General features: G+C 71.7%; 16 protein-coding genes and 1 pseudogene. 11 read left to right on the top strand and 6 right to left on the bottom strand.

Annotated elements, in window-relative coordinates:
• The first annotated feature begins 53 nt into the window (after window positions 1-53).
• From OG607_RS07270 to OG607_RS07255, 4 genes are read left to right on the top strand one after another with little or no spacing between them, the layout of a single operon-like run.
• A complete protein-coding gene (locus tag OG607_RS07270) occupies window positions 54-452 on the top strand; it encodes a 6-pyruvoyl trahydropterin synthase family protein (protein ID WP_405720185.1) in 399 nt (132 codons plus the stop codon).
• On the top strand, window positions 449-1,570 hold the full coding sequence (locus tag OG607_RS07265) for a glycosyltransferase family 4 protein (protein WP_405720183.1): 1,122 nt from the start codon (window positions 449-451) through the stop codon (window positions 1,568-1,570). The genes OG607_RS07270 and OG607_RS07265 overlap by 4 nt, the downstream gene beginning before the upstream one ends.
• Window positions 1,486-2,631: a class I SAM-dependent methyltransferase gene (locus tag OG607_RS07260; protein ID WP_405720181.1), complete on the top strand. Its 1,146-nt coding sequence runs from the start codon at window positions 1,486-1,488 to the stop codon at window positions 2,629-2,631. Before OG607_RS07265 ends, OG607_RS07260 begins: the two co-directional genes overlap by 85 nt.
• On the top strand, window positions 2,628-3,800 hold the full coding sequence (locus OG607_RS07255) for a lysylphosphatidylglycerol synthase transmembrane domain-containing protein (RefSeq protein WP_405720179.1): 1,173 nt from the start codon (window positions 2,628-2,630) through the stop codon (window positions 3,798-3,800). Before OG607_RS07260 ends, OG607_RS07255 begins: the two co-directional genes overlap by 4 nt.
• On the opposite strand, the pseudogene OG607_RS07250 reads toward OG607_RS07255, so the two are convergent.
• Window positions 3,789-4,256: pseudogene (locus tag OG607_RS07250) on the bottom strand (RibD family protein); the annotation flags it as partial. The gene OG607_RS07255 and the pseudogene OG607_RS07250 sit on opposite strands and share 12 nt — an antisense overlap.
• A gap of 170 nt (window positions 4,257-4,426) precedes the next feature.
• Window positions 4,427-5,176, bottom strand: coding sequence for a creatininase family protein (locus OG607_RS07245; protein WP_405720177.1), 750 nt, complete (start codon window positions 5,174-5,176; stop codon window positions 4,427-4,429).
• Between the two features lie 96 nt (window positions 5,177-5,272).
• Between OG607_RS07245 and ribA the strand changes: the two genes are divergently transcribed.
• The 7 genes from ribA to OG607_RS07210 all read left to right on the top strand — a co-directional run bounded on the left by ribA (window position 5,273) and on the right by OG607_RS07210 (window position 13,349).
• Complete coding sequence (ribA, locus tag OG607_RS07240; protein WP_405720175.1) at window positions 5,273-5,926, top strand: GTP cyclohydrolase II; 654 nt, start codon at window positions 5,273-5,275, stop codon at window positions 5,924-5,926.
• Between the two features lie 84 nt (window positions 5,927-6,010).
• The gene (locus OG607_RS07235) at window positions 6,011-6,514 is read left to right on the top strand and encodes a methylated-DNA--[protein]-cysteine S-methyltransferase (protein WP_405720173.1); all 504 of its coding nucleotides are present in this window, start codon (window positions 6,011-6,013) and stop codon (window positions 6,512-6,514) included.
• Entirely contained in the window at window positions 6,511-7,209 is a 699-nt protein-coding gene (locus OG607_RS07230) for an alpha-ketoglutarate-dependent dioxygenase AlkB family protein (RefSeq protein WP_405720171.1), read from the top strand. Before OG607_RS07235 ends, OG607_RS07230 begins: the two co-directional genes overlap by 4 nt.
• 480 nt (window positions 7,210-7,689) lie before the next feature.
• Window positions 7,690-9,849: a hypothetical protein gene (locus OG607_RS07225; RefSeq protein WP_405720169.1), complete on the top strand. Its 2,160-nt coding sequence runs from the start codon at window positions 7,690-7,692 to the stop codon at window positions 9,847-9,849.
• A gap of 14 nt (window positions 9,850-9,863) precedes the next feature.
• A complete protein-coding gene (locus OG607_RS07220) occupies window positions 9,864-10,694 on the top strand; it encodes an intradiol ring-cleavage dioxygenase (RefSeq protein WP_405720167.1) in 831 nt (276 codons plus the stop codon).
• 72 nt (window positions 10,695-10,766) lie between these two features.
• The gene (locus tag OG607_RS07215; RefSeq protein ID WP_405720165.1) at window positions 10,767-11,948 is read left to right on the top strand and encodes an FG-GAP repeat domain-containing protein; all 1,182 of its coding nucleotides are present in this window, start codon (window positions 10,767-10,769) and stop codon (window positions 11,946-11,948) included.
• Between the two features lie 216 nt (window positions 11,949-12,164).
• Window positions 12,165-13,349 (top strand): glycosyltransferase, encoded by a 1,185-nt coding sequence (locus tag OG607_RS07210; protein WP_405736597.1) that lies wholly within the window; start codon window positions 12,165-12,167, stop codon window positions 13,347-13,349.
• A 3-nt stretch (window positions 13,350-13,352) separates the two neighbouring features.
• Here the strand turns inward: OG607_RS07210 and OG607_RS07205 are convergent, their stop codons facing one another.
• The 4 genes from OG607_RS07205 to OG607_RS07190 are packed head-to-tail and all read right to left on the bottom strand — an operon-like array spanning window position 13,353 to window position 16,676.
• Window positions 13,353-14,405, bottom strand: coding sequence for an NAD(P)H-dependent flavin oxidoreductase (locus OG607_RS07205; RefSeq protein ID WP_405720163.1), 1,053 nt, complete (start codon window positions 14,403-14,405; stop codon window positions 13,353-13,355).
• A complete protein-coding gene (locus OG607_RS07200) occupies window positions 14,402-15,109 on the bottom strand; it encodes a CoA-transferase subunit beta (protein ID WP_405720161.1) in 708 nt (235 codons plus the stop codon). The genes OG607_RS07205 and OG607_RS07200 overlap by 4 nt, the downstream gene beginning before the upstream one ends.
• On the bottom strand, window positions 15,106-15,924 hold the full coding sequence (locus OG607_RS07195; protein ID WP_405720159.1) for a CoA transferase subunit A: 819 nt from the start codon (window positions 15,922-15,924) through the stop codon (window positions 15,106-15,108). Before OG607_RS07195 ends, OG607_RS07200 begins: the two co-directional genes overlap by 4 nt.
• Complete coding sequence (locus tag OG607_RS07190) at window positions 15,921-16,676, bottom strand: enoyl-CoA hydratase family protein (protein WP_405720157.1); 756 nt, start codon at window positions 16,674-16,676, stop codon at window positions 15,921-15,923. Before OG607_RS07190 ends, OG607_RS07195 begins: the two co-directional genes overlap by 4 nt.
• Between the last annotated feature and the right edge of the window lie 45 nt (window positions 16,677-16,721).

The following is a 16,721-nucleotide window of genomic DNA, read 5'->3' as shown; positions in this document are numbered from 1 at the left end:
AGATGACAGGCCCCGCCAGAGGGCCTGACGTGCCGTACCTGGAGGGTCATCCGTTGTTCAGCATCACCGTCCGCGAGCACCTCATGATCGCTCACAGCTTCCGTGGAGAGGTCTTCGGGCCCGCGCAGCGCCTGCACGGAGCGACGTTCCTCGTGGACGCCACGTTCCGCCGTGCCGAGCTGGACGACGACAACATCGTCGTCGACATCGGCCTGGCCACCCGGGAACTCGGCGACCTGGTCGGCGAGCTCAACTACCGCAACCTCGACGACGAGGACGCCTTCAAGGGCATCAACACCAGCACCGAGTACCTGGCCAAGGTAATCGCCGACCGGCTCGCGGACCGCGTGCACGCCGGGGCGCTGGGCGAGGGCGCGCGCGGCCTGAGCGGCATCTCCGTCACCCTGCACGAATCGCACATCGCCTGGGCGAGTTACGAGCGCGCTCTATGAGCGGGAACGGTGTGGTGCACATCGTGCTGCCCGGCGGCGTCGACGACCCGGCGACCCCCAGCGGCGGAAACACCTACGACCGCCGGATCTGCCGTGACCTGCCCGCCGCCGGCTGGCAGGTCCACGAGCACGCCGTCGCCGGAGCCTGGCCACAGCCGGGCGCCGCCGCCCGCGCCGAACTGGCCCGGATCCTCGCCGAACTCCCAGACGGCGCCGTCGTCCTGCTCGACGGGCTCGTCGCCTGCGCCGTCCCGTACATCGTCGTCCCCGAGGCCCGGCGGCTGCGCCTCGCCGTGCTGGTGCACCTGCCGCTGGGCGAGGAGACCGGGCTGCCCCCGGGCCGGGCGGCCGAGCTGGACGTCCTGGAGCGCAAGACCCTGCGCGCCGTCTCGGCGGTCGTCGCGACCAGCCGCTGGGCCGCCCGCAGGCTCGCCGCCCACCACGGGCTGGCCCCGGCCCGGGTCCACGTCGCCGCGCCCGGCGCCGACCTCGCGCCGCTCGCGCCCGGCACGGCCGCTACGGACGGGGTGCCGCGGCTGCTCTGCGTCGCCTCCGTGACCCCGCGCAAGGGCCAGGACCGGCTGGTCGAGGCCCTCGCGGAGGTCGCCGACCTGAGCTGGACCTGCGTCTGCGCGGGGGGACTGGGCCAGGACCCCGAGTACGTCGCCCGGCTCCGCGAGCTGATCGAGAAGTACGGCCTCGGCGACCGCGTCCACCTCCCCGGCCCGCTGGCCGGCGCCGAGCTGGACGCGGCCTACGCCGCCGCCGACCTCATGGTTCTCGCCTCGCACGCCGAGACATACGGCATGGCCGTGACCGAGGCGCTCGCGCGCGGTGTTCCGGTGCTCGCCACCGCCGTGGGCGGGCTCCCCGAAGCCCTCGGGCAGGCACCGGACGGCGGTGTGCCCGGCATTCTCGTACCGCCGCAGGACCCCGAGGCGCTCACCGCCGCGCTGCGCCGCTGGCTCGGCGAGCCCGGCCCGCGCAGCGAGCTGAAGGCGGCGGCACTGCGCCGGCGTACCGCGCTGGACGGGTGGCAGACCACGGCGCACAGCCTGGCCGGCGCCCTGGAACAGCTGCGACAGGAAGAACTCCACGAGCCCCGGAGGATCGCGTGAGCACGACCGAGGCACCCCGTTACGCCCCCGAGTGGCTGGAGCTGCGGGAGGGCGCCGACGCGGCCGCCCGCGCCGCCGAGCTCGTCGAGCCGCTGCGCCGCCGCCTCGCGGACCCGGCGCGACCGATCGGACAGGCCATCGTGATCCGCGACCTCGGCTGCGGCTCCGGCTCCATGGGACGCTGGCTCGCGCCCCGGCTGGACGGCCCCCAGCACTGGGTGCTGCACGACCACGACCCCGACCTGCTCGACCTCGCCGCCGAGCGGATGCCCACGACGGCGGCCGACGGAAGCCTCGTCACCGTCGAGACGGTACGCGGCGACGTCACCGGCCTGACCGCCGAGGACCTCGCCGGCACCTCCCTGGTGACCGCCTCGGCCCTGCTCGACCTGTTCACCCGCGACGAGGTGGACGCGCTCGCCGCCGCCTGCGCCCGCGCCGGCTGCCCGGCCCTGCTGGCGCTGTCCGTGATGGGACGGGTCGAGCTGGAGCCGGCCGACCCGCTGGACGCCGAGATCGCCGCCGCGTTCAACGCCCACCAGCGCCGCGAGGACCACGGCCGCCGGCTGCTCGGCCCCGACGCGGTCACGGCGGCCTGCGAGGCCTTCGACCAGCGCGACACGACCGTACGGGTGCACAACAGCCCGTGGCAGCTAGGGTCTGTCCGGCCGATCTTGGCCGGGTCCGCGGCGTCTGGCACGGCACCTCGCGGCGTTGCCGGAACACCCTCAGGAAACCACCCTGAGGGCGCTCCGGCGCCTTGCGATGCACCGCACCAGACGCCGCGGCCTATCCGGCCAGGATCGGCCGGACAGACCCTAGGCGACGACCATCGCGCGCTGACCGCCGAATGGCTGCGCGGCTGGACCGGCGCGGCCGTCGAGCAGCGGCCGGACCTCGGCGAGCGCGCCGAGGAGTATCTGCGTCTCCGCCTGGAGCAGTGCGAGGCGGGCGAACTGCGGGCGGTGGTGCACCACAGCGACCTGCTGGCACTGCCCCGGCAAGCGGGCGGCACGACACGCGGGACGACGAGCGGTACGACGGGCGGGACCTCCTCATGACCTCGACGATCTCCCGCGCCCTTCGGGGCCGGCTCGGCACCCTCGCCGGAATCGCCCTCATCGCGGTGCTGATGTGGCGGCTGGGCACCGGCCCCTTCATGGACGGCCTGCGCAGGATCGACGGCCTCACGCTGCTGGCCGCGCTCGGCATCGGTCTGCTCACCACCGTGTTCAGCGCCTGGCGCTGGTGCCTGGTGGCCCGCGCCCTGAGCGTCCGGCTGCCGCTGGGCCGGGCCGTCGCCGACTACTACCGCGCCCTCTTCCTCAACGCGGCGCTGCCCGGCGGCGTCCTCGGCGACGTCAACCGGGCCGTACGGCACGGGAAGAACGCCGGTGACATCGCCCGGGGAGTGCGCGCGGTCGTCCTCGAACGGACCGCCGGCCAGGTGGTCCTGATCGTGGCCGGCGTGCTGGTGCTGCTCGCCGACCCCTCCCCGGCGCTGACGCAGACCGGCCACCTCGTCGCGACGCCGGACGTCCTGCGGACCCTCGCCGTGCTGGGCGGGCTCACGGTCGCCGTCGCCGTCACGGCCGTCACGCTGCGCAAGGGTCCCGCCGTGTCCCTGTGGCACCGCGTGGTCCGTGCCCTGCGCGGCGAACTGGCCGAGGCCCGCCTCGGCCTGCTCGGACGCGCGAGCTGGCCGGGCGTGGTGGTGTCCTCCTTCGCCGTGCTGGCCGGACACCTGGGCATGTTCCTGCTCGCCGCCCGGGTCGCCGGATCCCATACCCCGTCGGCCGAGTTGCTCCCGCTGATGATGCTGGCGCTGATCGCCATGGCCCTGCCGCTGAACATCGGCGGCTGGGGGCCGAGGGAGGGCGTCACCGCCTGGGCCTTCGGGGCCGCCGGGCTGGGCGCGTCACAGGGGCTGAGCGTCGCGGTGGTCTACGGAGTGCTCGCCTTCGCCGCCGCCCTGCCCGGTATCGGCGTGCTCGCCGTCCAGTGGTTCGCCGGACGGCGCAGCGCCCGCCGCGAACAGCTCGAACTACTGGAACAGCTCGAACGCGAAGAGCGTGTCCTCGCCGAGGGTGACGCGTCGCACCGGCGGCCGGAGCGCGTCCCGCATCACGTCGGTACCGGCGAAGCGCAGCCCCGGCACGCCGTCGCCGATCAGGACCGGCGCCACGGTGACGTACAGACGCTGCAGCGCCCCCTCGTGCAGGAAGCGTGACACGGTGACGCCGCCCCCCTCGACCAGCACCCGCCCCAGCCCGCGCCCCGCGAGCGACGCGACCAGCCTTCGGGGCGCGAACGCCGCGCTGTCCGGCAGCGTCAGCAGGTCCACCCCGGCGGGGGCCGCTTGCCCGCTGCCCGCGCCCACCACCCACAGCGTCGGCGCCAGCCCGTCGGTGAACACCCGGCTGTGCAGCGGCACCCGGCCGCTCGGATCGAGGACGACCCGGACCGGGCTGGTCCCCGGGCAGGCACGCACCGTCAGCTGGGGGTCGTCCGAGGCCGCGGTGCCCGCTCCGACGACCACCGCGTCGGCGAGTGCGCGGAGGCGGTGCAGGTGACAGCGGTCCTCCTCGCCCGTGACGAAGTCGGCGTCGCCGCTACGGGTCGCGATGAAGCCGTCCAGGCTCTGCCCGAGCTGGGCGAAGGTGACCTGCGGCCCGGCCAGGCACACCGGCAGATACCGCTGCGCGAGCTCCCGCGCCTCCGGCGAGGCGTCCTGCCCCCAGTCCCATCCGCCGTCCGCGTCCCGGACCAGCCCGGCGGCCCCGGCGTCCGCCTCCGACCGGATGGCGCGCAGCCGCTCCCAGGCCTCCGCGGCGTCGAGCACGCCGCCGCGGCCGCTCACCGGGTCCCCTGCGGGGCGAGCAGCGAGACGTACTCGCCGAAGGAGTCCACGAGTCCGGCGAGCAGTTCCTTTCCCTTATCGGCGGACGCCAGTGAAGGCCGGCCGATGACGCCGGACTTCGTGTAGGCGGGCATACCCAGAGTGAGGAGATGCTTACGGTCGTCGGCCAGGAAATCGGAGGTCTCAAAACCGGGGCGGACGAGTTCCGGATGGGCGTGCAACAGGATCGACGTCTCCACTTCACCCGCGTGCATATCGCTGTGCGACGGGGTCTGTACGCCGGCCCGGGTGCGGGCCGCATTCCAATCCGCCGTGCCCGGGAATAGCGCCATGCGCGTACCGCTGCCGGCGGATTCCTGAACGATGTTGCGCAGCACGTAATTTCCGCCGTGCCCGTTCACCAGAATCAGGGATCCGATACCGGACCGGCGGAGCGAGTCGGCGATGTCCCGCACGACCGCGTAAAGAGTGGTCGCGGAAATACTGACCGTACCCGGCCACTCCGCGTGCTCGTGCGAGCACGAGACCGTGACCGGCGGCAGGACCTGGACCGGGTGGGCTGCGGCCAGCTCGCGGGCGATCGTGCAGGCCACGACCGTGTCGGTGGTCAACGGCAGGAAGGCGCCGTGCTGTTCGAAGCTGCCGATGGGAAGAACGGCGATGGGCGCCTGCCGCTCCCTGGCGTCCTCGGTGGTGTCCCGTGGCAGCAAGCCGGTGACCGGCGGTTGAATTCCGGGATCGCTCATCTGTATCCAGCCTTCCGTGCGTGTCCTGAAGAGCAGGTTACGCGGCAATGTTGTTATCGCGCACACGGTCGGCGAGTTGGCGGATAAGATCGGCGTATGACTGAAACTGATGTAGCGTTCGACGTCGTTGCTCGCCCGTCAGCGATCGACCGCGTGACGAGTATCCGGCTGTCCACCAAGTACGGCAGTTTTCTCGCGGTCGGCTACCTGGACCCCGACCGGGGGGAAGAGCAAATAGCCCTGGTATTCGGGGACGTCGCGGGAGAGGGAGCGCTTACCCGCCTGCATTCGGAGTGCCTGACCGGAGATGTCCTCGGGTCCAGGCATTGCGACTGCGGCGATCAGCTGTCCGCCTCGCTGCGCGCCATCGCGCGCGAAGGACGGGGCGTTCTCGTCTACCTCCGGGGCCACGAGGGGCGCGGCATCGGCCTGCTGGCCAAGCTGCAGGCCATGAAGCTCCAGGAGGAGGGCCTGGACACCGTCGAGGCCAATCTGGCCCTCGGCCACCCGGCCGACGCCCGCGACTACCGGGTGGCGGCGGAGATCCTGCACGACCTCGGGGTGCGGTCCGTACGGCTGCTGTCGAACAACCCGCGCAAGAGCGAGGCGCTGGAGCGGCACGGCGTCGAGGTCGCCGAGCAGGTGCCGCTGCTGATGGAGCCGAGCGAGGAGAACCTCGCCTATCTGCTGACCAAACGGGAGCGCCTCGACCACCTCCTCCCGCACCTGGACGGCGCCGTGGGAGCGTGAGGTCCGAAAGCCGCCAGCGTGTGGGCGGTGGCCTGGGGCACAGTGGGGGAGTGACGACGCCCGGCTGAGAAAGGAACAACAGCGATGCCGCTCTACAGGCACATCGACACCCCCCTGGGCCCCGCGCTGCTCGTGGGTGAGCCGTCACCGACGGCTGACGGCGGCACCGCGCTGACCTCCCTCTCGCTGCCCGGCCAGCGCTCCGCCGCCGTCGTCCGGGACGACTGGACCGAGGACGCGGCGGCCTTCACCGTGATCGCCGGCCGGCTCCGCTCGTACTTCGCGGGCGAACGCACCGGCTTCGACATCGAGTTCACCACCGGCGGCACCGACTTCCAGCAGCAGGTCTGGAAGGCCGTGGAGGCCATCCCGTACGGCGTCACCAGCACCTACGGGCGCATCGCCGAGGACATCGGCGTCTCGCGGGCCGCCGTACGCGCCGTGGGCACCGCGATCGGCGCCAACCCGCTGCTGGTCGTACGCCCCTGCCACCGGGTCATCGGCGCGAGCGGCGCGCTCACCGGATACGCGGCGGGCCTGGAGCGCAAGCGGCAGCTCCTGGACCTCGAAGGTGCCGCACCGGCATGAAGCGCGCCGCCCCGGCCACCCCGGTTCTGTTCTCCACGGATCCCCAGCCGCGTCTCCGTGCCGAGATCGCGCCCGGCGCCGTGCACGTGCCCGGCTGGCTGACCCCCGAGCAGCAGCGTGAGCTGGTCGAGGCCTGCCGCCGCTGGGCGGCCGGTCCGGTGCCGATGCGGCACACGAGGCTGCCGAACGGCGGTGTCATGTCCGTGCAGACGGTGTGCGTCGGCTGGCACTGGCGGCCCTACGCCTACAGCCGCACCGCGGAGGACGTCAACGGCGCCCGGGTCGCCGAATTCCCGGGCTGGATGACCGAACTCGGCAGGCGGGCCCTGGCCGCCGCGTACGAGGACCCGGCCGCCGGGGAGGGCTACGCCCCGGACACGGCCCTGATCAACTTCTACGACGGCGCCGCGAAAATGGGCATGCACCAGGACAAGGACGAACGCTCCGACGCCCCCGTCGTGTCCCTCAGCATCGGCGACACCTGCGTCTTCCGCCTCGGCACCACGGTGGGCCGTACCCGGCCCTGGACCGACATCCAGCTCGCCTCCGGCGACCTCTTCGTCCTCGGCGGACCGTCCCGCTTCGCCTACCACGGCGTCCCCCGGGTCCACCCGGGCACGGCTGACCCGGCGAGCGGGTTGGCCGGCGGCCGGCTCAACATCACGATGCGCGTCACGGGCCTGACCGGGGTCTGACAGTGCGGTTTCGGTGCCGTTTGCCATGTTTGGCGGTGCCGCTGGGGTGCCCGCGGTCGGGGTTGCTGGTTCCGTCCTCAAGCGCCGGACGGGCTGGGACCCCTCTTGTCTGCGTCCCTCGCGGGCGCTGCGCTTGCTTCGGGCCGCTGCGCCGGCCTCCGGCCGTCGGACGGTGGGCGCTGGCGGCTGGGTTCATTTCAGCCCGTCCGGCGTTTGAGGACACGCCCGCAGGGCGTTCGGGGGTCCGGGGGCTTGCCCCCGGTTTCGGGAAGGGGCGGGGTGGGGGAACCCTCATCAAGGCGCAAGCCGAATCGGCTGATGTGTCGACACTACGGCACCCGCACCTATGGATCCCGTGCGAATCCTGACATCCAATTCACAGCACGGAACGCCTTCCACCGCTTTTAACCCCCTGATTCACTCGGTACCGCTCGATCAATCAGAGCGCACGCAGCAATACCGGGGACAAGGGAGTCTGAGGTGAAACGCAAGAGTGCGGCAAAGGTGTCGACAGTTAGCGAATCGGGAGGCCCGCGCCTGACGGAACGCGAGGTGGCCTACCGGGCCCGCCCGCGCGCACTGCTGGTGGCGGTCGCCGCCGCCATGGCGCCGGCCCTCGCGGTCCCGACCGCCGCACGGGCGGCGACGCCCGCGGCGACGCTGACCGTGGCGTCCGGGGAAACCGTCGAGCTGACCAGTACGACGACGCTGAGCGCCCTCACCATCGAGGAGGGCGGCACGATCACGGTCCCGGACGGGTACAGCCTGACGCTGACGGTGGACGGGGTGGAGACGGGCTCGGAGCTGGCGGAACTGACCGACGGCTATGGGGGAGTGGCGACCGCGATCGTCGCGGGTACGTACACGGGCACTGTGGTGCTGACGGTGGCCACGGCGAATGAGCTGACGTACAGCACGCTCATGTTCCCGTTTCGGCAGGCGCTCTACGTGGGCGGCAGCGGAGTCGTGAGGAAGGAGTCCGTGCTGGCGAGCGTGGTCGGGGGGACGGCCACGAACACGGCGGCGACCGGTGTGTCGATCACCTCGACCGGCGAGGCGTTCAACGGGGTGTATGTGTCGGACGGCAGTTACGCGCTGACGTCGCCCGAGATCTCCTTCACCGGCAACGGCCGCTGCGACTTCATCGGTTACGGCGCCGCCGTCCTCGGCACAGGGGGCGGCGCGACGCTCGTCCTGGACGACGCCACGATCGCGACCAAGGGCGTGGTCCGCACCACGGTGATCGCCGACGACGGCAGCAATGTGATCGTCAAGAATTCCACGATCAGCGCGGCGGACGGCGTGCTGCCCGACGAGTACGTGCCGAGCAGCGACCCCCGGTACATGATCGTGGTGCCGTGGATGCTGGGCCTGTCCGGCAATGTCCGGACGACCAATCTGCTGGGCACGGACACCAGGGCCAGCTACATCAACTGCGATGTGTCGTCCGAGAACTGGGGCGTGCTGTCCGTCGACGAGGGCAGCGGCTGCACGCTGACCGCCATCAACTGTACGGTCTCCAATACCGGGACGGACGGATACGGCACGTACGCCATCGGTGATGTGACCGAGCACATCCTCGGCACCACCTTCGACGTGTGTTCGTACGCGACCATCAACTGGGGCGGGACGGTGCACTACGGCGACAGCACGGCCGAGGCCGTGGCCGACCTCAATGACTCGCTGGAGCTGGGCCTCACCGCCACCGAGCTGGCCGCGCTGCCCGAACGGGCCACGGTCATCAACTCCGGGCGGTTTGGGGTGATGTGGGCCACCGGGGCTCCGGTGATCATCGACGGCGGGACGCAGATCACCACCGCCGAGACCACCTTCCTGTCGAAGGCGTCGGCGGCCGTCCTGACCGTGGACGGCTCCGAGGGTGCGAGCATCAGCTCCGGGACCGGGGTGATCTTCCAGCTGATGGACACCGACAACCCGGGTAAGACCACGGTGTCGGGCAAGCCGTGGAGCAGCGAGACGACGGCCGTCTACACCGAGCCGACGGGCACGGTGAGCAAGGTGAGCGGCTTCGACGTCACCACGGCCACGAGCGCGGACGCGAGCGCAACCTTCACCGATATCTCGCTGACCGGTGACTTCTACAACTCCATCAGGGGTGGGACGAGTTCGCTGTCCGGGATGAATCTGGCGCTCACCTTCGACGGCGGTGACATCACCGGTGTCATCACCGCCTCCGCCGCAAAGCACGACATCAGCACCATCACCTCGGCGGACTACCGCGAGCTCGGCGAGGTCACCAACACCGCCCAGGCGGTGGTCAACAACGGCGTCATCGTCAGCCTGGCCAACGGCGCCGTCTGGACTGTGACCGGCACCTCGTACCTGAGCGCGCTGGACATCGCCGACGACGCGTCTGTCACCACCGCCTCCGGGAAGACGCTGTCCATGACGGTCGACGGCACCGCTACGGCTGTCGCGGCGGGCGGCAGCTACAGCGGGGCGATCACGCTGACCGTGGCTAGGAGGGCGCGCCCGCTTTGTGTCGACAGGTATGGGCCCATGGGAGACCTGAGGGTTTCTCATCGGCCAAACTGTCGACAGGTTGGGTGGTCGGGCGGCATGATGCGGGGGGTTCTTCCGATGGAAATGACAGCTCGGCAATACGTCAGTCATAGGTGACGAAGCTAAATTATATGACTATGACAGACAAAACGCAGAACTTAGAGCAGTCCCTTCCGAAGCACAAGGCGAATGGGCCGATGACCCGCCGCAAGGTGCTCATCGCCGGCGGTACCGGCGTCGCGATCGTCACCGCCGGCGCGGCCGGCCTGGCGGGAGCCGCCACCGTCACCACGTCCGACTCCGACGCCGCCGCGAGTGCCGACGCCACCGCGACGGCGTCGAGCTCGGTGTGCTCGCTGACGTCCGAGGTGACCGAGGGCCCGTATTCGCTGGACGGGGCGCTGGTCCGCACCGACATCACCGAGGGCAAGGACGGGGTGCCGGTGGAGTACACCTTCACCGTCGTGGACGAGGACAACGACTGCGAGCCGCTCGCGGACGCGCTGGTGGAGATCTGGCACTGCGACACGCTCGGGGAGTACTCGGGGTTCGTGGGCGGCAACGGTCATACCGAGGACGACGACGGCACGTTCCTGCGGGGCGGTCAGGTGACCGACTCCAGCGGTCAGTGCTCGATCACCTCGATCTGGCCGGGCCACTACGTCTCCCGGGCGGTCCATGTGCATCTGCGGGTGCACACCGGCGTCACGCTCACCGACACCTCGTACACCGGCGGCACCCTGGTCCACACCGGTCAGCTCTTCTTCGACCAGGACATCAACACAGAGGTCCAGGCGCTGTCCCCGTACTCCGACAACACCACCAGCGAGACCCTGCTGGAGAACGACGGCATCTACGACGACGGCGGCGCCTCCTCCGGCCTGCTGACCCTCAACGCACTCGGCAGCTCGGTCTCCGACGGCTACGCGGCCACCCTGACCATGGGCGTCAGCACCAGCTGACCCCGTCCGTACCGGCCGGCCGTGCGGGCCCGCACGGCCGGCCCTTCTTCGTCGAAAGGCCCCCGTTCCATCATGAACGAGCACAAGAAGAAGAGCCGCGGTCCCCGCGTTCTGGCCGTCGGCGCCGCGGGCGCACTGGTCATGGGCGCCGCGCTGGCCGGACTGGCCTCCGCCAGCGATACCACCGCGGAGGAGACCGCCACCGAGTGCACCAGCGGCCTGTCCTTCACCCAGTCCGCCACCTCGGCGGCGGCCGGCTCCAACACCCGCCACGTGGCCACCGGCGACCTGAACGGTGACGGCGACCAGGACGTGGTCGCCACCAACCTGGACGGCGACTCCCTGACCGTCCTGCTCGGCAACGGCGACGGCACCTTCGCCACCGGCACCGAGTACGCGGTCGGTACGCAGCCCTACCAGTCGGTCATCGCCGACGTGAACGGCGACGGGAATCCCGACATCGCCAGCGCCGACTTCGGCGGCGCCACCGTCAGCGTCCTGCTCGGCAACGGCGACGGCACCTTCGCCGCAGCCACCCAGTACACCGTCGGCGCGGCCCCCCGCTCCCTGGCCGCCGGTGACCTCGACGGCGACGGAGACCTCGACCTGGTCGTCGCCGAGCAGGACACCAGCGCCGTGAGCATCCTGCTGGGCGCCGGCGACGGCACCTTCAGCGTCGACGCCCAGGCCGTCACCGTCACCCGGCCGCACGGCATCGTCCTCGCCGACTTCGACGGCGACGGCAACCTGGACCTCGCCACCGCCAGCGTCGGCGGCTCCGGCGGAGTCAGCGTCGCCCTCGGCGCGGGCGACGGCACCTTCGGCACCGTCACGGAGTACGCGAGCGTCGCCCGCCTCTACTCCATCGCCACCGGCGACTTCAACGGCGACGGCGACACCGACCTCGCCACCATCAGCAACGGCTCCAACACCCTGGATGTGTACCTGGGCAACGGCGACGGCACCTTCGCCGACGCCACCGCCTACACCACCTCCGCTCTCCCCGTCGCCGTCAGCGCGGCCGACCTCGACGAGGACGGATACAGCGACATCCTGGTCTCCTCCCTCAAGGGCGAGTCCGTCACCCTCTTCCAGGGCGCGGCCGACGGCACCCTCACCCAGCTGAGCGAGCTCAGCGCCTCCGGCGCCTACGACGCCCAGGCCGCCGACCTCGACGCCGACGGCACGACGGACATCGCGGTGGCGAACAGCAGCGGCGGCCAGGTGGACGTCTTCACCGGCTCCTGCGGCTGACAGCGAAGAGCCCCGGGACGGACGGCGGTCCGCCCCGGGGCGCCGCCTGCCACCGGTCTTGGCGCAGGGCTTGCCAACCATGCAACGGTACGAAACACCGTGTTCACCTGTGCGCAAGTTTCACCCGGCCTCATTACGGCTAACCCGCTGATCAGGGGTTCGATTCCGAAACTGCGCTAGGCGGGTGGTGATGTGCGGATGACGCATGGACTGCGCGTGCTGTCGGTCTATGAGGGCTTCTTCTCCGGAGGAGCCCGGATCGTGCACACAGATGTCGTGCTGGGGCTGCGAGAAGGCGGCCAGTATCAACGCGTACTGAGCGTCCACGGAGAGATGTACCGCGAGGCCACCCGCCAGCCGATGGGGGAGGACGCCTGCTACCGGGCGCTGACCGCGGCCGGCGTGGAGGTCACCTCCCTCAACCGGACGCTGGGCCTGACCGGCGACCCGGCCGCCTTCACGGGACCGGAACTCGCCGCGACGGCCCGGGCGATGGCGGGCGCCGACGTCATCCTCTCGCTGAAGGAACAGCCGCTCGGCCTGCTGAACCAGCCAGGTCTGCCGCGCCGGCCCGTCGTGGTCTGCCTGCACCGCTCCGACCCGGAGAACCAGGGGCCGGCGCTGGACGAGCTGAAGGCGGCCGTCGCCGACGGCCGGGTCACGGCCGCCGTCTGCTGCGCGGAGTCCACCCGGGCCGCGTACCAGGCCGCCGGGATCCCCGGCGGCTTGCTGCACGTCATCCCCAACGGGGTCGACCTCCTGCGCTTCAGACCCGACCCCGCCCGCCGCACCCTGCTCCGGGCCTCCCTGGGCATCCCCGACTGCGCGCCGGTCGTGGTCTTCGCGGCCCGCTACGCGGGGATGAAGAACGTACCCCTGTTCCTGCGGGCCGCCCGCGCGTGGCTGCACGACGACCCCACCGCCCACATCATGATGTGCGGCGCCGGCATGACCCCCGCCAACCCCGGGCTCCACGCCGACATCACCGCCGCGTTCGGCGACGCCCCCTGGCTCGCCGACCGGCTGCACCTGCTGGGCGTACGGCAGGACATGGAGACCCTGTACGCCGCCGCCGACGTGGTCTCGCTGACCTCCTCCAGCGGCGAGGCGGCCCCGCTGTCCCTGATCGAGGGCATGATGTGCGGCGCCGTCCCCGTCTCCACCGAGGTCGGCGACTGCGCGGAGATCGTCGGCGAACGCGGCATCCTCACCCCGCCCGACCCCGGCCTCATCGCCCAGGCCTGGGCCCGGGCCGCCGCCTGCGGCACCGAGTACGCCCCCGCCATCGCCCGCAGCCGGGAGCGCTTCAGCCGCACCCGCATGATCGCGTCGTACGCGGCGCTCCTGGACCGCGTCCACCAGGAGATGAGCAGGGCGGCCCGCCTCCCGGAATCCCTGTGACGGTCAGAGCCGGGCCAGGGTCGCCGTCGCCTCGGCCATGACGCGGTCGACCAGCTCGGCGCAGGAGGGCAGGTCGTCGATCAGTCCGGCGATCTGCCCGGCGGCCATGATGCCGAGGTCCGGGCGGCCGTCGACCATCGAGGACCTGAGCATCATCGGGGTGTTGGCGGCCAGCAGGACCTGGCTCCAGGTGAGGTGCTTGCCGTGCTTCATGGCCAGGCCGTCGCGGATCATCGCGGGCCAGGTCAGGCCGGAGGTGCGGCGGAAGGCGGCGGCGTGCCGCAGGGCCCGCAGGAGGGCGGTGGGGCGGCCGGAGCGTTCGAGGGCGGCGACCAGGTCGGTGCGGAGCATGCGGTGGGGGAGCCCGTCGAGGCGGTCGGTGACGGTGATGTCGTTGACGGTGGCCGCGAGATAGCGGGCCTTGACGGCGTCCGGGACAGGGCTGTCGGAGGTGAGGAGGAAGCGGGTGCCCATGGCGATGCCCGCGGCGCCGTAGGCGAGGGCGGCGACCAGGCCCCGGCCGTCGTAGAAGCCGCCGGCCGCGATGACCGGGATGCCGACGGCATCGACGACCTGGGGGAGCAGCACGGTGGTGGCGACCTGCCCGGTGTGGCCGCCGCCCTCGGAACCCTGGACAAGGACGGCGTCGGCGCCCCAGGCCGCCACCTTCTCCGCGTGGCGGCGGGCGCCGATGGAGGGGATGACGACGACGCCGGCGTCCTTGAGCCGGGCGATCAGCTCACGGGAGGGAGCGAGGGCGAAGGAGGCGACGCGCACACCCTCGTCGATGATGATCCGCACCCGGTCGCCCGCGTCGCCCGCGTCGGCGCGCAGGTTGACGCCGAAGGGGGCGTCGGTGCGCTCCTTCACCTTGCGCACGGCGGTGCGGAGCTGGCCGGGCGTCATGGTGGCGGAGGCGAGGATGCCCAGCGCCCCCGCGTTGGCGGTGGCGGACACCAGCCCGGGGCCGGCTACCCAGCCCATGCCGGTCTGGACGATGGGGTGGCGTACGCCGGTGAGCTCGGTCAGCGCGGTGGTGAGAAGCGTGTCGCTCACGTCAGGACCTCGCGGATCAGCCGCAGTTCCTCGGGAGTGGGGTCGCGCGTGTGCGGGACCTCGTCCGCGGCGGCGAGGTCGAAGGCGGTCGCCGCCCGGACCTCGGCGAGGGTCACGCCCGGGTGCAGGGACCGTACGCGCATGCCGCGGTCGGGGGTGTCGAAGTCGAAGACGCCCAGATCGCTGACGACCCGCCGGATGTCGTGGAAGCGGCTCGCCGAGGGGCCCGCCTCGGCCGCCCGGTCGTATCCGACCCCGCAGACCATGTCGACCCGCTCGACGAAGACCCGGGGGGAGTGCCTGGGCACCCAGTAACTGGTCGGGTTGTTGAGGGTGTTGACCGGCGCGCCGCGCACCCCGAGCAACTGGCGGGCGGGCCGGGCCCAGTCGCCGACGCACGAGATGTTCTGGTTGCCATGGCGGTCGATCTGGCTGGCGCCCATCATCACGTGGCGTCGGCCACCCGCGACCATCGCGAGGTGCCGGTGGTACGGCAGCCAGCCCTCCACCTCGCCGTAGGCGTCGATCAGCAGCGCCTCGCCGTCGGTCAGCAGCAGCTCCGGCGCGAAGGTGAGCCGCGCGAGGCGAGCCCCGGCGGACGGCACGGGGCCCATCGGGCTCGCCAGGATCTCCCCGTCGCCCCGCCAGGCCTCGGCGCAGGCCACGATGCAGTACTCGGTCCGGGTCGCGGTGGTGGTGGTCATGGCTGCTCCGTCACGTAACGGTGGGCGAAGTCCCGCCACGCCTCGCCGCCGGAGGTGGCCGCCTCGGCGTAGGCCCGCTGGAGGTCCTCGTCGCGGTCGTAGTCGGGTGCGCAGGAGGTGAAGTGGGCGCCGTGGGGAGCCTCGATGACGCCGGTGACGTACTGCCGCTTGACGAGCAGCGACTGGGGGGCCGCCACCTTGAGCAGTTCGGCCGTGTCGACGATCCGCTCGCACGACACGTAGGCCGTGTCCGCCGCCTCGCAGAACAGGTCGTCGAAGTACGGATCCGGGCCCAGATACTGGCCGTTGCCCCGGGTGTCCGCGCGGTTGAGATGGACCAGGGCGGCGTCCAGGCGCAGGGCGGGGACCGCGACCAGCTCCTCCCCGTCCTCGTACGGCGAAGTGACCGTACGCAGCCCGGGGTTGACCCGCATCACATCGGAGCCGAGCCCGGCCCGGATCGGCATGAAGGGCAGCCGGTGTGCGGCGGCGGTCAGGCCCCACATCATCATCGCCTCGTCCAGCTCGACGAGTTCGAGGGACCCGCTCTCCCGCGCGGCCCGGAAGTGCGGCTCCAACGGGATCGAGTCCAGGGTCACGAAGGCGGCGACGAGCCTGCGTATCCGGCCCGCCGCCGCGAGCAGCCCGACATCCGGGCCGCCGTACGAGACCAGGGTCAGATCGGTGACCTCGGACCGCAGCAGGGCCCGGACCAGGGCCATCGGTTTGCGGCGTGAGCCCCAGCCGCCGATGCCGACGGTCATGCCGGAGCGGAGCCGGCCGACGGCCTCGTCGGGGGTCATGATCTTGCTCATGCCCGCTCCTTCCCGTGCTCCATGAAGGCGTCGCGGTGCTTGTCCGCGATGCCGCTGAGGTTGGCCTCGAAGGTGAAGCCCTGCTCGTAGCGGTAGCTGCGGCGTACGTCCACCGGGTCGATGCCGTTGATCGCCGCCTTGGCGAGCCGGATCAACTCGCCGTCCTTCGCGGCGATCTCGCGGGCCAGGGCGAGCGCGGCCGCCATCAGCCCGTCGCGCGGGACGACCTGCCAGACCGAGCCGTGGCGGTGCAGTTCCTGGGCGGTCGCGGTGCGGGAGGTGTAGTACAGGACGCGCATCAGGTGCTGCGGGACGAGCCGCGAGAGGTGGGTGGCGGCGCCCAGCGCGCCCCGGTCCAGCTCCGGCAGGCCGAAGGTGGCGTCCTCGCTGGCCACGATCGCGTCGGCGTTGCCGACCAGGCCGATGCCGCCGCCGAGGCAGAAGCCGTGGACGGCGGCGACCACCGGGACCTCGCACTCGTAGACGGCGGCGAAGGCCTCGAAGCAGCCGCGATTGGCGCCGATGAGGGAGGCGTGGCCTTCTGTGCGCTGCATCTCCTTGATGTCCACGCCCGCGTTGAAGCCGCGCCCCTTCGAGGCCAGGACGACGCAGCGCACACCGGGGTCGGCGCCGGCGGCGCGGAGGGCGGCGGCGAGGTCGTACCAGCCCTGTACGGGGAGGGCGTTGACGGGTGGATAGTCGACGGTGACGAGGGCGATGCCGGGTTCGGGGTTCGAGGTGGAGACACCCATGCGAGAATCAGCTACCTTTCCACCAAACGTTTGTTAGGGGGAAGG

Origin of the sequence: Streptomyces sp. NBC_01537, from assembly GCF_045040445.1 — a bacterium.
GTDB lineage: Bacteria > Actinomycetota > Actinomycetes > Streptomycetales > Streptomycetaceae > Actinacidiphila.
This window is presented reverse-complemented; position numbering and strand designations above follow the sequence as displayed.

What these genes read in the sequence shown, in the direction of transcription:
- OG607_RS07215 (WP_405720165.1), top strand. Translation starts at nt 10,767, where the DNA reads ATGAACGAGCACAAGAAGAAGAGCCGCGGTCCCCGCGTTCTGGCCGTC.
- OG607_RS07230 (WP_405720171.1), top strand. Translation starts at nt 6,511, where the DNA reads ATGAAGCGCGCCGCCCCGGCCACCCCGGTTCTGTTCTCCACGGATCCC.
- OG607_RS07235 (WP_405720173.1), top strand. Translation starts at nt 6,011, where the DNA reads ATGCCGCTCTACAGGCACATCGACACCCCCCTGGGCCCCGCGCTGCTC.
- OG607_RS07200 (WP_405720161.1), bottom strand. Translation starts at nt 15,109, where the DNA reads ATGACCACCACCACCGCGACCCGGACCGAGTACTGCATCGTGGCCTGC.
- OG607_RS07255 (WP_405720179.1), top strand. Translation starts at nt 2,628, where the DNA reads ATGACCTCGACGATCTCCCGCGCCCTTCGGGGCCGGCTCGGCACCCTC.
- OG607_RS07220 (WP_405720167.1), top strand. Translation starts at nt 9,864, where the DNA reads ATGACTATGACAGACAAAACGCAGAACTTAGAGCAGTCCCTTCCGAAG.
- OG607_RS07195 (WP_405720159.1), bottom strand. Translation starts at nt 15,924, where the DNA reads ATGAGCAAGATCATGACCCCCGACGAGGCCGTCGGCCGGCTCCGCTCC.
- OG607_RS07265 (WP_405720183.1), top strand. Translation starts at nt 449, where the DNA reads ATGAGCGGGAACGGTGTGGTGCACATCGTGCTGCCCGGCGGCGTCGAC.
- OG607_RS07245 (WP_405720177.1), bottom strand. Translation starts at nt 5,176, where the DNA reads ATGAGCGATCCCGGAATTCAACCGCCGGTCACCGGCTTGCTGCCACGG.
- OG607_RS07190 (WP_405720157.1), bottom strand. Translation starts at nt 16,676, where the DNA reads ATGGGTGTCTCCACCTCGAACCCCGAACCCGGCATCGCCCTCGTCACC.
- ribA (WP_405720175.1), top strand. Translation starts at nt 5,273, where the DNA reads ATGACTGAAACTGATGTAGCGTTCGACGTCGTTGCTCGCCCGTCAGCG.